The 14,694-nt window shown below is 74.9% G+C and carries 10 protein-coding genes; 7 read left to right on the top strand and 3 right to left on the bottom strand.

The window, feature by feature from the left end:
- Positions 1 to 504: 504 nt before the first annotated feature.
- The gene (locus ACFVX9_RS32660; RefSeq protein ID WP_387985103.1) at positions 505 to 1,425 is read left to right on the top strand and encodes a JmjC domain-containing protein; all 921 of its coding nucleotides are present in this window, start codon (positions 505 to 507) and stop codon (positions 1,423 to 1,425) included.
- Positions 1,426 to 1,526: 101 nt separating this feature from the next.
- On the opposite strand, the gene ACFVX9_RS32655 is transcribed toward ACFVX9_RS32660, so the two are convergent.
- Positions 1,527 to 1,658, bottom strand: a complete 132-nt coding sequence (locus tag ACFVX9_RS32655) for a hypothetical protein (protein ID WP_279634947.1) — start codon at positions 1,656 to 1,658, stop codon at positions 1,527 to 1,529.
- Between the two features lie 255 nt (positions 1,659 to 1,913).
- Here ACFVX9_RS32655 and ACFVX9_RS32650 point away from each other — a divergent pair, with 255 nt between their 5' ends.
- On the top strand, positions 1,914 to 5,366 hold the full coding sequence (locus ACFVX9_RS32650) for a lantibiotic dehydratase (RefSeq protein WP_387985099.1): 3,453 nt from the start codon (positions 1,914 to 1,916) through the stop codon (positions 5,364 to 5,366).
- Positions 5,363 to 6,736 (top strand): lanthionine synthetase LanC family protein, encoded by a 1,374-nt coding sequence (locus tag ACFVX9_RS32645; RefSeq protein WP_387985096.1) that lies wholly within the window; start codon positions 5,363 to 5,365, stop codon positions 6,734 to 6,736. Before ACFVX9_RS32650 ends, ACFVX9_RS32645 begins: the two co-directional genes overlap by 4 nt.
- Positions 6,737 to 6,818: 82 nt before the next feature.
- Here ACFVX9_RS32645 and glmS read toward each other — a convergent pair whose 3' ends face one another.
- Together glmS and ACFVX9_RS32635 are read right to left on the bottom strand one after the other, a co-directional pair.
- Positions 6,819 to 8,645, bottom strand: coding sequence for a glutamine--fructose-6-phosphate transaminase (isomerizing) (gene glmS, locus ACFVX9_RS32640; RefSeq protein ID WP_063350342.1), 1,827 nt, complete (start codon positions 8,643 to 8,645; stop codon positions 6,819 to 6,821).
- Positions 8,646 to 8,755: 110 nt separating this feature from the next.
- Complete coding sequence (locus ACFVX9_RS32635; RefSeq protein ID WP_063350341.1) at positions 8,756 to 9,031, bottom strand: hypothetical protein; 276 nt, start codon at positions 9,029 to 9,031, stop codon at positions 8,756 to 8,758.
- 206 nt (positions 9,032 to 9,237) lie between these two features.
- Between ACFVX9_RS32635 and asnB the strand changes: the two genes are divergently transcribed.
- The 4 genes from asnB (at position 9,238) to ACFVX9_RS32615 (ending at position 14,629) form a co-directional block, all read left to right on the top strand.
- Positions 9,238 to 11,088, top strand: a complete 1,851-nt coding sequence (gene asnB, locus ACFVX9_RS32630) for an asparagine synthase (glutamine-hydrolyzing) (RefSeq protein ID WP_363370787.1) — start codon at positions 9,238 to 9,240, stop codon at positions 11,086 to 11,088.
- A gap of 239 nt (positions 11,089 to 11,327) precedes the next feature.
- A complete protein-coding gene (locus ACFVX9_RS32625; protein WP_380380151.1) occupies positions 11,328 to 12,446 on the top strand; it encodes a hypothetical protein in 1,119 nt (372 codons plus the stop codon).
- Between the two features lie 160 nt (positions 12,447 to 12,606).
- A complete protein-coding gene (locus ACFVX9_RS32620) occupies positions 12,607 to 14,031 on the top strand; it encodes a pyridoxal phosphate-dependent decarboxylase family protein (RefSeq protein ID WP_387985090.1) in 1,425 nt (474 codons plus the stop codon).
- Between the two features lie 76 nt (positions 14,032 to 14,107).
- The gene (locus tag ACFVX9_RS32615) at positions 14,108 to 14,629 is read left to right on the top strand and encodes a hypothetical protein (RefSeq protein ID WP_387985088.1); all 522 of its coding nucleotides are present in this window, start codon (positions 14,108 to 14,110) and stop codon (positions 14,627 to 14,629) included.
- Positions 14,630 to 14,694: the final 65 nt, after the last annotated feature.

The raw sequence follows: 14,694 nt of genomic DNA, 5'->3' as shown, positions 1-14,694 counted from the left end.
TAATTGTTGTACACCCGTCTCTTCTCTTCCGCCTTTCCTGCTTCCCTCTCCCCCCTCCCCTCCCTGCTCCACCCCCCTTCCCCTCCTCCCCCCCCCCCCCGGCCGACCGGACCCCGGGGTGTGACGCTCGTCACAGACGCCCGGAACGGCTCGCCGGCGCCCTCGGTGCGGTGCGGGGCGGCCGGGGGCCGAGCGCCGCCGCCCGTCGCGCCGGAGGGCGGGCGGGCTGCCGCGGGAACGGGTCGCGGCCGCCGCCGTCGACCGCCCGACCTGGGGGTCGGGACGCGCCGACCGGGGGACGGTGTCGGCGCCGCTCGCCCGCTTCACCCCTCGACCCGTCCGCCCGGGGCGGGCCGCCACGGCGCATCGCGATTGCCGCCCCGCGGCGCGAAGCTGGCCGATCCCGGGCTGGTTGGCGGATTCTCGCTGAACCGGACTCAGATGTTCATCCGTAGGTTATGCGACGGTCGACCGGTGGTGGGCCGCTGGACGGAGGGATGGACGATGGGACGAGTTCTGACCGAATTGGTGGGCGACGCGGCGACGTTCGCCAAGGCGCTGGAGGAACGCCGGCCGCAGGTGTTCCGCACCGCGGGCTGGCCGGCGGGGCTGCCCCGGCCGGGCGAGTTGGACGAGGCGCTGCGCGGCGGACTGCTGCGGGTGCCCTACGTCGAGATGGTCCGGGCGGGTGAGGTCGTCCCGCCCGCGGAGTTCTGCACGGCCCGGGTGGTCGCCGGGCGCCGGGAGGAGGGCTTCGCCGATCCTGACCGGATCGCCGCCCTGCTGGCCGAAGGCGCCACGCTGCTGCTGCCGCAGCTGGACCAGTGGCACGCGCCGGTGCGCGCGCTGGCCACCGACATCGCGGTCGAACTGGGCCGCCGGACCGAGGCGTTCTGCTTCGCGACGGGCGCCGGCCGGCGCGGGCTGGACGTGCACCGGGACGACGCGGACGTGCTGGTCGTCCAGCTCGCGGGGAAGAAGGAGTGGACGGTCCACGAGGCTCCCGCCGACGGGCGCTGGCGCCCGGGGCTGGCCCCCGAACCCGGTGCGGTGGCGCTCAACTCGGTGCTCGAACCGGGTGAGGTGCTGTACGTGCCGCGCGGGGCACCGCACACCGCGACGGGCCACCAGGGCCTGTCGGTGCACCTCTCGTTCACGATCCGGGAGGCGGGCACGGGGCAGCTGCGCGGCGCCGTCGGCGAGTGGCTGGCCGGCGGCGGCTGGGCGGACGGGCTGCCGGAGCGCCCGGCGACACCGGCGGAACTGCTGGACACGGCCACGGAGGTGCTGCGACTGGGCCGCGCCCGGCTGGCCGAACTGACCCCGCAGGAGCTGCTGCGGCTGGCCCGGGGGCCGCTGCCCGCACCGGTGGCGGACGACGGTCGGGCGGTGCCGGGTCACGGACCGCTGGCCGCCGGCGGCTGAGCCGGGCCGAGACCGGGCGGGGCCCGGACGCACGAGGGCGCGGTCGCCCGGACCGTCTGGTCCGGGCAACCGCGCCCCGTAGTGCCGGTACTGCTACCGGACTAGATGCACCACGGACGGGTGCAGGACCCCTCACAGGAGATGCTGAACGCGGACTCCTCCTGCTCGCCGAGCTCGGTCGAGACCAGGTCCTGCACGTCAAGGTCGAACAGCTCCAGCATGTCGTCGGCCATGAGGGCCTCCTTTCGTCAGTGCCACGGTTGACCGCGGCGGGCTGCAGCGGACGTTAGGCACTCCTGCATGGGCCCAGCAATGGTTCTGCACGGATGAATGGATTAACTCAGCCAAAAATCGAAACAGTTCGATCGATGGTGGACAGTTTTCGATCGCCGGGGTAGACACGACCCGACCCGCCGTCAGGAGTGCGAACCGCGTGGCGGCATCGGCACGAGGCGTGTGGCACGAGACACCGAGGCACGAGGAGCACAGTGGTCGAGACGCACGGAGCGCCCCAGGACGGACTCTTCACCGCGACCGGCCCGGTCCTGCTGCGGACACCCGCGCTGCCGCGCTCGCACCGTCACACCGTCCCGGCCGACCCCGCGCACCCCGCGTCGGGGTCCGCCGACACCGCGCTCCTGGCACACCTCGCCGAGGCCGCCGCCGACCCGGCCCTGCGCGAGGCGATCGAGCTCTCCAGCCCCTCCCTGGCCGACCTGCTCGACCAGGTCGCCGCAGGCGCCGTGCCCCGCCCGGCCGCGCTGCGCCGGGCGGCCGAGGCGGTCAGCCGCTACCGGCTGCGGATGGCCACCCGGCCGACGCCGTTCGGGCTGATGGCCGCGGTGGTGCCGGCGCGCTTCGGCGCGGCGGCCAAGGTCCGCTGGGGCGGGGCCGACCACCGCGCCCTGCGGCCCGACCTGGGCTGGCTGCTCCCGCTGCTCGACCGGCTGCGGACCGACCCGGCGGTGCTGCCCGGCCTGCGGCTGGCCGTCGACCAGCAGGCCCGGCTGCGCGGCGGCCGCCTGGTGCTGCCGTACCTGCCCGAGCGTCGGCCCGCCGCCGGTGCCAGCGCCGGTGCCGGTACCGAGGTGGAGCCGGTCGCCGAACGGACCGTACGGGCCACCGCCGTCGTCCGGGCCGCGATCCGGACCGCCGCCGAGCCGGTCCGGCACGCCGACCTGCTGGCCGCGCTGACCGCCGACTTCCCCACGGCCCCGGCCGAGGCCGTCGCGGCCCTGGTCCGCTCGCTGGTCGGCCAGGGGTTCCTGCTCACCGACCTGACGCCTCCGCCGGACAGCACCGACCTGCTCGGCCATGTGCTCGACCGGATCCCCGCCGACCACCCGGTGCACCCCGAACTGACGGCCGTCCGCACCGCGTTGACGCAGGCGGCCGCCCTGCCCGGCGGACAGGCCACCGACCTGCTGCGCGAGCTCCGGGCCCGGATGACCCGGCTCGCCCCGGCCGACCGCCCGCTCCACGCGGATCTCGCCCTGGACGCCGAGGTGGTCCTGCCGGACCAGGTCCGCACCGAGCTGGAGCGGACCGCCGCGCTCCTCTGGCGCCTGTCGCCGCAGACCCCCGCGCCCGAACACCTGCGTTCGTACCACGCGGAGTTCGTCGAGCGGTACGGCACGGACAGCCCCGTCCCGCTGGCCGAACTGCTCGACCCCGACACCGGCCTGGGGCCGCCGGCCGGCTACCGGCGCCCGGCCGGCCCCCGCGGCACGGCCAACCCCCAGCCCACCCGGGCCCGCACCGACGCCGACGCGGCCCGCGACCGGTTGCTGGCCGAACTGGCGGCGGGCGCCCTCGCCGACCGGGCACCGGACGGCACGCTGCCCGAAGTGCTCCTGGACGACGACCTGCTGGCCCGGCTGACCCCGCCGCGCGACGAGGCGGGCGGCGCCGCCGACACCCCGCCCGCCTCCCTGGAGCTGTACGCCGAACTGGCGGCGGACTCCCTGGAGGCGCTGGACGCCGGGGACTTCCGGCTCGTGCTCTCCCCCGTCGCCGGCAGCGACCGCGCCGGAGCCAGCTTCGGCCGCTTCGCCACCCTGCTCGCGGGCGCGGGCAGCGACCCCGACCCGGCTGCCGACACCGGGACCGACCCGGGCCGGTCGGCGGGTGACCCCGCCGCGGCCGGCGGGGCGCTGCTGGCCGAGGCCGCCGGGTCCGTGCGGTCCGCCGGGCCCACCGGATCCGGCGACGACGGCGCACTCGAAGCGCACCTGGAGTTCACCCCGTACCGCGCACGCCATGCCAACATCGCCCTGACCCCGCGCTGGCTCGACCACCGGGTGGTGGTCAGCGCCTTCGCCGACCCGGGCGGCCCCTCCGTACTGCCGCTGGACGACCTGGTCGTGCTGGCCGACCCCGACCGGCTCGCGGTGTACTCCCGCCGTCTAGGCCGGGAGGTCCGCGTCGCCACCCATCACGTGCTCAACCTGCGCAGCGGTGCGCCCAACGCGGCCCGCTTCCTCCAGGAGGTGACGCTGACCGGGCAACGGCCCTGGCAGCCCTGGGACTGGGGGGCGGCGAGCAGCGCGCCCGTGCTGCCGCGGGTCCGCCGGGGCCGGGTGGTGCTGGCCCCGGCCACCTGGCGGCTGACCGCGCCCGTCCCGGCGGCCTCCGCCCCGTTCGAGCAGTGGGACGAGGGCCTGGCCCGCTGGCGCCGACGGTGGGGAGTGCCGGCCGCCGTCCGCCTGATCAGCGGCGACCAGCGGATCAGCCTGGACCTCGACCTCCCGTGGCACCGGCGGCTGTTGCACAGCCAGGCGCGGTCCGCCGAGCCCACCGTGCTCCAGGAGGAACCCAACCCGGCCGGCGACGGCGGCTGGCTGTGCGGACCGGATGGTGCGCGGACCGCCGAACTGGTGGTCCCGCTGCGCCGCAGCACGACCGGGCCGGCGACGGCCGGACCACGCCGCCCACTGCCCGCCCGACGCGCCCGGACCGTCGAACTCCCCGGCGGATCCTGGCTGTTCGCCCGACTGGCGGCCACCGAGGCACGCCAGGAGGAGATCCTGGTCGAGCACCTGCCCCGGCTGCTCGACGCCCTGCCCGCCGACGTGGACCGCTGGTTCTTCGTCCGCTACCAGGACTCCGCGCCGCACCTGCGGCTGCGTTTCCACGGTGCGCCGCCGGTCCTCGCCGCCCAACTGCTGCCCACCGTGCACGACTGGGTACGGGAGCTGCACCGGGCCGGGCTCGCCGCCGACCTGCGCCTGGAGGGCTACGCGCCGGAGACCGACCGCTACGGCGGCGCCGAAGTGCTCGCCGACGCCGAGCGGGTCTTCCAGGCCGACAGCCTGGTCGCGCTGGCGGCACTGCGACTGGCCCGGGCGGAGCGCTCGCTCTCCCGGGACCTGCTCGCCGCCGTGAACCTCGCCGGCACCGCGCAGGCCTTCCTGGCCGGCCGCGCGGGGCAGTCGGCGGGGCAGTCGGGGGGCCAGTCGGCGGGAGACCGCGTTCCTGACGGCGGGCCCGAGAGCCGCACCGACCTGCCCGCCGGCCTGCCCACCAGCCTCCCCGCCGGCCGGCAGGCCGTACCACCGACCGTCCCCGGCGTGCCCTCGGTCGGGGCCTGGCTGGCGGGGGTGTATCCGAAGTCGGAGCGCCACCACCAGGCGTTCCGGGCCCAGCGTGCCGCCGCGTTGCGGGCGATCGGCCCCGACGGGCCGGCCGCCCCGGCGGGCGGCCTGCTGCCCGCCGACCCCGCGCTGGCCGACGCCTGGCGGCAGCGGGCCGTCGCACTCGCGCGGTACGCGAGCCGGGTGGAGCCGTCGTCGGCCGACCCGGTGCTGGCCTCGCTGCTGCACATGGGCCACAACCGGCTGATCGGGATCGACCGCGAGGCCGAACGCCGCGCCTACGCACTGGCCAGGGGCGCCGTCGAGGCCCACCGGGCCCGCCGCTCCAGCCCGCGGGAGGCGCGATGAACACGACGGATCCGATCCGCGCGGTGGCCGAGTTGCTCAGCAGGCCCGGTGCGCTCGAAGAACCCGCCGCCGACGCCACAACGCCCTCGGCGTCCGCGCCGCCCGCAGCGGCGCACGCGCTCGGGGCCGGCCGCAGCGGCGCCGCGCTCGCGCTCGCCGTACTGGCCGACCGCGAGGACGACGCCGCGCTGCGCCGCACCGCCCACGGGCACCTCGCAGCCGCCGTGAAAGCCCCCGGGGCGATGCGGGGCGGCGGACTCTTCTCCGGCGCCGCCGCGATCGCCTTCGCCGCCCGCACCATGGCGCGGCGCCCCGGCGAGTACCGCACGCTGCTCGACGGGCTGACGCCCCGGGTCCGGCAGGCCGCGGCCGGGCGCGTCGCCGACCTGCGCGCCGATCTGGCCGCCGGCACGGGCCTGCGCGCCCACACCTTCGACACCGTCTCGGGCGCGGCGGGCCTGGGCCGGCTGCTGCTCGCGCTGGAGCCGGCCGGCCCGGCGCTGGCCGACCTGCTCACCGCGCTGGTCGCGCTGGCCGAGCCCACCGGCGACGTGCTGCCGCGCTGGTGGACCGCCGGTGGACCGGGACTGCCCGGCGCGGATCCCGGGTTCCCCCGGGGGCACCTCAACCTGGGCCTGGCACATGGGGTCCCGGGCCCGCTCGCCCTCCTGGCACTGGCCAGGCTGCGCGGTGTGCAGGTGCCCGGACAGGACGAGGCGATCGAGGCGCTGGCGAGCTGGCTCGCCGCCCGGCGGATCCCCGGCCCGCTCAGCCCGGTCGATCAGGGCGCCCCGGTCGACCCGGCCAGGCCCGCCCCGACCGAGCCGGCGCCCACGGGCCCCGACGCCGCTGGGGGTCGGCCCGGTAGGGGCGGTTCCTGGCCGATGACCGTGCGCGTCGAGGACGAGGAGGCCGGCCGGCTGCCGGCCGACCAGCCGACGCGGGCGGCCTGGTGCTACGGAACCCCCGGTGCGGCCCGCGCACTCTTCCTGGCGGGCGCGGCCCGCGGCCGCTCCGACTGGCGGACCACCGCCGTCGCGGCGCTGACCGACACGCTGCGCGACCCCGCCGGCTGGAACCTCCAGGGCCCCGGGCTCTGCCACGGCACCGGCGGCCTGCTGCGGATCACCCAGCGGATGGCCGAGGACTCCGGCTCCGCCGAACTGACCGCCCTCCTGCCCGCACTCGCCGCCACCGTCGCGGGCCGGCTCGACACGGCACTCGGCGCCGGCGACCCGCCCGGCCTCCTGGAGGGGACGGCCGGCGCGGCCCTCGCCCTGCACGCCCACGCCCGTACCGCCGCACAGGCATCCTCGGCGGGCACCGGCGATGCCGCCGAGGAGTGGGACGCCTTCCTTCTGATCTCCTGATCTCCTGATCTGCCGAGCTGTTGAGCTGCTGATCAGCAGGAAGGCCGTCCCACCCGCCAGGCCGTCACATCTTCGGGGCGCCCTACTCCACCGTCACGCTCTTCGCCAGGTTGCGCGGCTTGTCGACGTCGCGACCGAGGGCCACGGAGGCGTGGTAGGCGAGGAGTTGGAGCGGAATGTTGAGCAGCAGCGGGTCGAGCTCGGGCTCGCTCTTGGGGACGAGGACGCAGTGGTCGGCGAGCTTGTCCTCGGGGCGGCGGTGCGCGATGGCGATCACGCGGCCGGAGCGGGCCTTGATCTCACCGAGGGTGGTGAGGTTCTTGTCGAGCAGTTCGTCGTCCGGGACGAGTGCGACGGTGGGCAGTTCGGGGCTGATCAGCGCCAGCGGGCCGTGCTTGAGCTCGCTCGCCGGGTAGGCCTCGGCGTGCACGTAGGAGATCTCCTTGAGCTTCTGCGCGCCCTCCCGGGCGACCGGGTAGCCGCGGACCCGGCCGATGAACATCATGCCCGCCGATCCGGCGTACTCGGCGGCGAGTTCGGCGATGGCCTCGGTCTGCGCGAGCACCTCGCGGATCTGGTCCGGCAGCGCCTTCAGGGCCGCGACGATCCGGCGGCCGTCGGCGGGCGAGAGGTCGTGGATGCGGCCGAAGTGCAGGGCGAGCAGCGCGAAGGCGACCACGGTGGAGGTGAAGGCCTTGGTGGAGGCGACCGAGATCTCCGGACCGGCGTGCAGGTAGATGCCGCCGTCGCACTCGCGGGCGATGGCGCTGCCCACGGTGTTGACGACGCCGAGCACCCGGCCGCCCTTGCGCTTGATCTCCTGGACGGCGGCCAGCGTGTCGTAGGTCTCGCCGGACTGGCTGACCGCGATGTAGAGCGTGTCCGCCTCGATCACCGGGTTGCGGTAGCGGAACTCGGAGGCGGGCTCGCTGTGCGCGGGGATGCGGGAGAGCTCCTCGATCAGCTGGGCGCCCATCTCGCCGGCGTAGTAGGCGGATCCGCAGCCGAGGATCTTCACCCGGCGGATCTCGCGCAGCTCCCGGGCGTCCAGGTTGAGGCCGCCGAGGTGCGCGGTGGAGAAGCGCTCGTCGAGCCGGCCGCTGAGCGTGCGCTCGACCGAGCCGGGCTGCTCGTGGATCTCCTTGAGCAGGAAGTGCTCGTAGCCGCCGGTGTCGTAGGAGTCGATCTCCCAGTCCACGGTGGACGGCTGGTGGTGGGTGGTGCGGGCGTCGGTGGTGAAGGTGCGGAAGCCGTCGGCGCGGACGGTGGCCAGCTCGCCGTCCTCCAGGTGGACGACCTGGCGGGTGTAGCGGACGAGGGCGGACACGTCGGAGGCGACGAACATCTCCTTCTCGCCGAGGCCGAGCACTATCGGGCTGCCGTTGCGGGCGGCCACGATCCGGTCCGGCTGCTCGGCGTCGAGCACCGCGATGCCGTAGGTGCCGACCACCCGGCCGAGGGCGGCGCGCACCGCGTCCTCCAGCTCGACGCCCTCGCCGACGTGCGCGGCGATCAGGTGGGAGAGCACCTCGCTGTCGGTCTCGGAGCGGAACACGACGCCGTCGGCGGTGAGCTTGGCGCGCAGTTCGTCGGCGTTCTCGATGATGCCGTTGTGGACGACGGCGATCCGCTCGGCACCGTCCAGGTGCGGGTGGGCGTTGGCGTCACTGGGCACGCCGTGGGTCGCCCAGCGGGTGTGGCCGATGCCGGTGCCGCCCTTGAACCGGGCCGGGACGGCGGCGGCCAGGTCGGCGACCCGGCCCTTGACCTTGCGGACCTTGAGCCCGCCGGTGCGCCCGGTGACGGCCACGCCGGCCGAGTCGTAGCCGCGGTACTCCAGCCGGGCCAGGCCCTCCAGCAGGAAGGGGGTCGCGTCCTTGGGGCCGATGTAGGCCACGATTCCGCACATGCGTGGTCTCCTCTTCGTGAATGCCGTGAATGCCGTAAGTGCTGCAAGTGCCGTAAGTGCCGCGAATGCGCCGGTGCCGTGGATCCGCCAGTGCCCCGCCCCGGCAGCGCTCAGCCGTAGACGATCCGGCGCAGCTGGCGGGCCGAGAGCTCGGGTGCCGCGACCCGGCGGGCGGGGAGTTCCTCGGCGAGCCGGGTGAAGATCCGTTCGTTGGTCAGTCCGCGTGCCTGGAGCTCGCCGTGGCGGCGGCGGACGTACTCCTCGGTGCTCTCGGAGAAGTACGCCAGCACCTCCGCCACGACCCGCGCCGCCTCCCGGGGCCCGAGCGGGCTGGTCCGGGTGAGGTGGGCGAGGAGGTCGTCGTGAGGGTGGGGTGAGCTCGGCACGAGTGAGGAGCCTAGGCCGCGCCGCCCGCCGGGGCCAAGAATCTTGCCCGAATTCGGGCAGACTTTACGACTTTCAGCTCAACCAACCAGTCACATGGTCATCCCCAGCCCCTCCCGACCCCTTCCCGACGCACCCTTGTAGCCACACCCCTCCGACACGTAGCGTCATTTTCCGCATACGTAGCGGAAGAACCGGAGGCTTGCTGATGTGCGGGATCACCGGATGGGTCGCCTTCAATCGTGACCTCACCGCCGAACGGGCCGTCCTCGACGCCATGACGGCCACCCAGATCTGCCGCGGCCCGGACGCCGGCGGCGTCCACCTGGAGCGACACGCCGGCCTCGGCCACCGCCGCCTCGCGGTGATCGACCTGGAGGGCGGCGTCCAGCCGATGACCGTCGAGCACGACGGCCGGCTGCTGGCCGCGCTCACCTACAGCGGCGAGGTCTACAACCACCGCGAGCTGCGCGCCGAACTGAAGGCGGCCGGACACCGCTTCCGCACCCGCAGCGACACCGAGGTCGTGCTGCACGCCTACCTGGAGTGGGGCGAGGGCCTGGCCGAACGCCTCAACGGGATGTTCGCCTTCGCGATCTGGGACGCCCGAAGCGAGGAACTGCTGCTGGTCCGCGACCGGATGGGCGTCAAGCCGCTGCACTACCACCCGACCCCCGACGGCGTGGTCTTCGGCTCCGAGGTGAAGGCCATCCTGGCCCACCCCTCGGTCCACCCGGTGGTCGACCTGGACGGGCTGCGCGAACTGCTCGCCTTCACCCGCACCCCGGGCATCACCCCCTACCGGGGCATCGTCGAGGTCCGGCCCGGGCACGTCGTCCGGGTCCGCCGCGAGGGCGTGTCGGTGCGCCGCTACTGGGCGCTGGAGGCGCGCGAGCACACCGACACCCTGGAGGCCACCGTCGCCACCGTCCGGGCCCTGCTGGACGACATCGTCCACCGCCAGCTCGATTCGGACGTCCCGCTCTGCTCGCTGCTCTCCGGCGGCCTGGACTCCAGCGCCGTCACCGCCCTCGCCGCCCGGGTCCTGCGGGCCGAGGGCGCCGGCCCGGTGCGCTCCTTCGCCGTCGACTTCGCCGGCCAGAGCGAGAACTTCCACGCCAGCGAGGTCCGGCCGACCCTGGACGGCCCGTACGCCCGGATGCTGGCCGAGCACGTCGGCGCCGACCACAACGTGATCGAGCTGGACGCCGCCGCGCTCACCGACCTCGCCCAGCGGGACGCCGTCCTGCGCGCCCGCGACCTGCCCGGCGGCTTCGGCGACATGGACATCTCGCTGCTGCTGCTCTTCCAGGGCGTGCGCCGCCAGTCCACCGTCGCCCTGTCGGGCGAGTCCGCGGACGAGCTGTTCGGCGGCTACCGCTGGTTCCACGACCCGAAGGCCGTCGCCGCCGACGACTTCCCCTGGGCGGTCTCGCTGACCGGCCTCGGCGGCCAGGGCGCCGGCCCGCGCGAACACCTGCTCGACGCCGGCCTGCTCGCCGAACTCGACCTGGCGGGCTACCGGAAGGCCCGCTACCGCGAGGCACTCGCCGAAGTCCCGCACCTGCCGGACGCCGATCCGCTGGAACGGCGGATGCGCGAGATCTCGTACCTCCACCTGACCCGCTTCGTCTGCATCCTGCTCGACCGCAAGGACCGGATGAGCATGGCCAACGGCCTGGAGGTGCGGGTGCCGTTCTGCGACCACCGGCTGGTCCAGTACGTCTTCAACACGCCGTGGGCGATGAAGCACTTCGACGGCCGGGAGAAGAGCCTGCTGCGCGCCGCCGTCCGGGACGTGCTGCCGGACGCCGTCGCCGACCGGGTGAAGAGCCCGTACCCGGTCACCGAGGACCCGCACTACCCGGCGCTGCTGCGGGCCGAGCTCGCCCGGCTCGCCGCCGAGCAGAAGTCCCCGGCGCTCGCCCTGCTCGACCGGCGGCGCCTCGCCGACGCGCTCGATCCGGACACCGACCCGCAGTCCGTCCGGCTGGCCGTCGACCTCGCGCTCGAACTGCACACCTGGCTGACGGACTACCAGGTGACGCTGGACATCTGACGGCCGCCACCCCGGGCGGCGCGGCGGCTGCGACGGCGGGCCGCTGCGCCGTTCGGGTGATTGATCCGGGTGACGGATCCCGGGGTGATCATCCGGAACCAACCCGCCGCGCCCGGGCGTCGGACGGTGCGGTAGCGTCGCCGACACCTCCCGAATGGCGGGCGAAAACGCGGATTCCCGCCGGCGTGCCGTCAGGATGGGAGCGAACCGTCCACCTCGATCCGCCGGGGGATCACCTCATGCAACCGCGGGTATTCGCGATTCTCACCGCCCTGCTCCTGGGCGTCCTGGGCCTCGGGTCGGTGGCCGTCACCGACTGGTCGCCCGCGCCCGGCGTCGCGGCGACGGCCCCGGCCGTCACCGCGGGCACCGGCGCCGCCGCACCCGGTGTCGCGCCGGCGGCCGCGAGCGCCACCCCGACCGGCGACCCGGCGGTGTGGACCCGCTCGACGCTGCGCAACAAGCTGATGGCCGAGATGGACGCCACCGACCCCGGCGTCGCGCTCGCCGACCTCGACAAGATCACCAAGGAGAAGCCGTACACCGTGCGCTTCTGCCACCCGATCGCGCACGAGCTCGGCCACGCGGCGGTCAAGCGCTTCAACGCCGACTTCCAGAAGGTCATCTCCTTCCCGCACGAGACCTGCGCGGCCGGCTACCTGCACGGCGCGGTCGAGGAGATGCTCAACGCCTCCGCCCAGCCCGAGGTGGACCTGCTCAAGCTCTGCGCGCCCAAGAACACCGGCCCGTGCATCCACGGCGTCGGCCACGGCACCATGTTCGTCGCCAAGCAGGACGTCCCCAAGGCGCGCGAGCTGTGCAGCAAGTTCCCCAGCGACCAGAACAAGATCCGCTGTTCCGAAGGGCTGTTCATGCAGCTCTTCGGCCCGGACGAGGAGGACGAGAAGGCCAAGGCGAACCTGCCCGCCGACAAGCTCGCCCAGGACCCGCTGTACCCGTGCAAGGACCAGCCGGGCCTGTTCCAGTCCGCGTGCTTCTTCTACGCCCCGACCTTCTACCTCTCCTCGCACGACTACCCGAACCACCCCGAGGTCTACGCCGACGCCCTCAAGTGGTGCCTCAGCGGCAAGGCCAGCGGCGGGGCGACCGACTGCAGCCGCGGCGTCGGCTCGCGGACGATGAAGTACAACCTCGACCGCGAGGACTGGGCCGCCCAGCAGTGCGGCACCGCCGCCGACGGCTGGCAGCGCAAGGCCTGTGCCGAGGGCCTGGTCAGCTACTACACGGTGAACTACACGGACGACGGCGCGGCCGGCCGGCTCTGCGCCAAGATCACCAACAAGGAGATGCAGGGCTACTGCCGCTCCGCCAGCGGCCTGTCCAGCTCGCTCGACTGACCCGCCGGTCCCACCGGGACCGACCACCCCGTCTCACCTGGAGGGCCCGCGCCGCACGGCGCGGGCCCTGTCCGTAGGATCGGCCGACCGGTCCACCGGACCGAACGATCAGGGTGCGCCGAGGACGCCGCGCCTCCCCCGCCCCTGGAGAGCCGCCATCATGACCACCGAGGACTTCCGCGCCGCCGCGCACACCGCCGCCGACCTCGTCTCCGACTACCTCGCCGAACTGCCCGGGCGCCCGGTCTGGCAGCCGATGGACGACACCGCCCGCCGGGCCCTGCTCGACGCCCCGCTGCCCGCCGACGGCCGCCCGCTCGCCGACCTCCTCACCGCCATCGGGCAGGACGTCCTCCCCCACCCGATGGGCAACGGCCACCCCCGCTTCTTCGGCTGGGTCAACTCCGCCCCCGCACCCGCCGGAGTCCTCGCCACCCTCGCCGCCTCCGCCATGAACCCCAGCTCGGCCGGCGGCGACCACGCCGACGTCCACCTGGAACGCGCCGTGGTCCGCTGGATCGCCGAGCTCGTCGGCTTCCCGCACCCGGCCGGCGGCGGCCTGCTCACCTCCGGCACCTCGATGGCGACCATCGTGTGCCTGGCCGCCGCCCGCAACCGCGCCGCCCGCCGGGCCGGCTGGGACGTCCGCGAGGACGGCCTGGCCGGCCTGCCGCCACTGGTCGGCTACGTCACCGGCGAGACCCACTCCTGCGTCCGCAAGGCCGCCGAACTCCTCGGCCTCGGCAGCCGGCACCTGCGCACCGTCGCCACCGGGCCGGACGGCCGCCTCGACCCCGCCGAACTGCGGGCCGCCGTCGAACGCGACCGGGCCGCCGGACTGCTGCCCTTCCTGGTCGTCGCCTCGGCCGGCACCGTCGGCACCGGAGCCGTCGACGACTTCGGCCCGATCGCCGACCTCTGCGCCGAACAGCGCCTGTGGCTGCACGTCGACGGCGCGTACGGGGCCTTCGGCAGGCTCGACCCGGCCATCGCCCACCGCTACGCCGGCCTGGAGCGCGCCGACTCCCTCGCCCTCGACCCGCACAAGTGGCTGGGCGTGCCCGTCGACTGCGGCTGCGCGCTGGTGCGCGACACCGAGGAACTGCGCGCCACCTTCAGCCTCGTCCCCTCCTACCTGCGCGACGAGGCGGCCGGCGCGCTCGGCTGGTTCTCCGAGTACGGCACCGAGCAGACCCGCCCGTTCCGCGCGCTCAAGGTCTGGGCCACCATCGCCCACAAGGGCCGCGACGGCATCGCCCGGGACATCGCCCGCTGCACCGCCCTCGCCCGCCGCCTCGGCGAACTGATCGAGGCCGACGGGGAGTTGGAGCTGCTGGCCGAGGTACAGACCTCCATCGTCGCCTTCCGCCACCGCACCCCCGGGCACGACGAGGCCGCCGTCGACGCCCTCAACCGCGAACTCCCCTCCGCCGTCCAGCGGCGCGGCCGGGTCTTCGTCACCGGAGCCCGTCTCGGCGACCACGAGATGCTCCGGGCCTGCCTGCTCAACGCCGCCACCACCGAGGCCGACCTGGAGCTCCTGCTCGCCGAGGTCAAGGCGGCGGCCGCGGACCTGCAACCGTAACGCGGGCCCGGCGACCTTAACCACCAGGTCACGGCGGGTTCGTGGACAGGAAACACCCGTCGGGCAGGGTGCTGTCATGGAGCAGACGGAGCACACGGAGCACCCGGCCATGCAGCCGACGCCCACCCTCCCCCGGGCCCGACGACGCGGCGCCGGCACCCACCGCTGGCGCCGCGACAGCGTCGAACTCGCCGCCGTCTTCGTCTCGGTCACCGCGGCCGACCTGGTCGCCAAGATCGTCGTCCGCGGCCCCGACGGCCCGGTGGTCCTCGCCGCCGCCGCCCTCGCCCTCCTCGCCACCGCCCTCTTCCACACCTGGTGGTCCCAGCGCCACCACCCCCACTCCCCCGCACCCCCGACCACCCTGTGGCGCGTCCGCACCGCCGCCCGCAGCACCCCCGACGGCCTGGCCCGCGTCCACACCGCCCTGGCCGACCAGCACGTCGCCATCCTCTCCCGCCAGCCCCACCCCCTCCCCGGCACCACCGTCGACGAGCTCTACCTCCGCGCCCCCCACACCCTCACCCCCACCGACCTCACCACCCTCCTCACCACCACCGGCCACCCCCTCCTCGACACCCCCACCCGCATCGGCTGACTGCGACGGCGACGCGGCGACGCGGCGGGTTCCGCAACTCCGCTACGCAGGAGGGGGTTTGACGA

The organism is Kitasatospora sp. NPDC058243, assembly GCF_042882025.1.
Classification (GTDB): Bacteria; Actinomycetota; Actinomycetes; order Streptomycetales; family Streptomycetaceae; genus Kitasatospora.
Note: the sequence above shows the minus strand (reverse complement) of the source record. Positions and strands in the feature narration are given on the sequence as shown.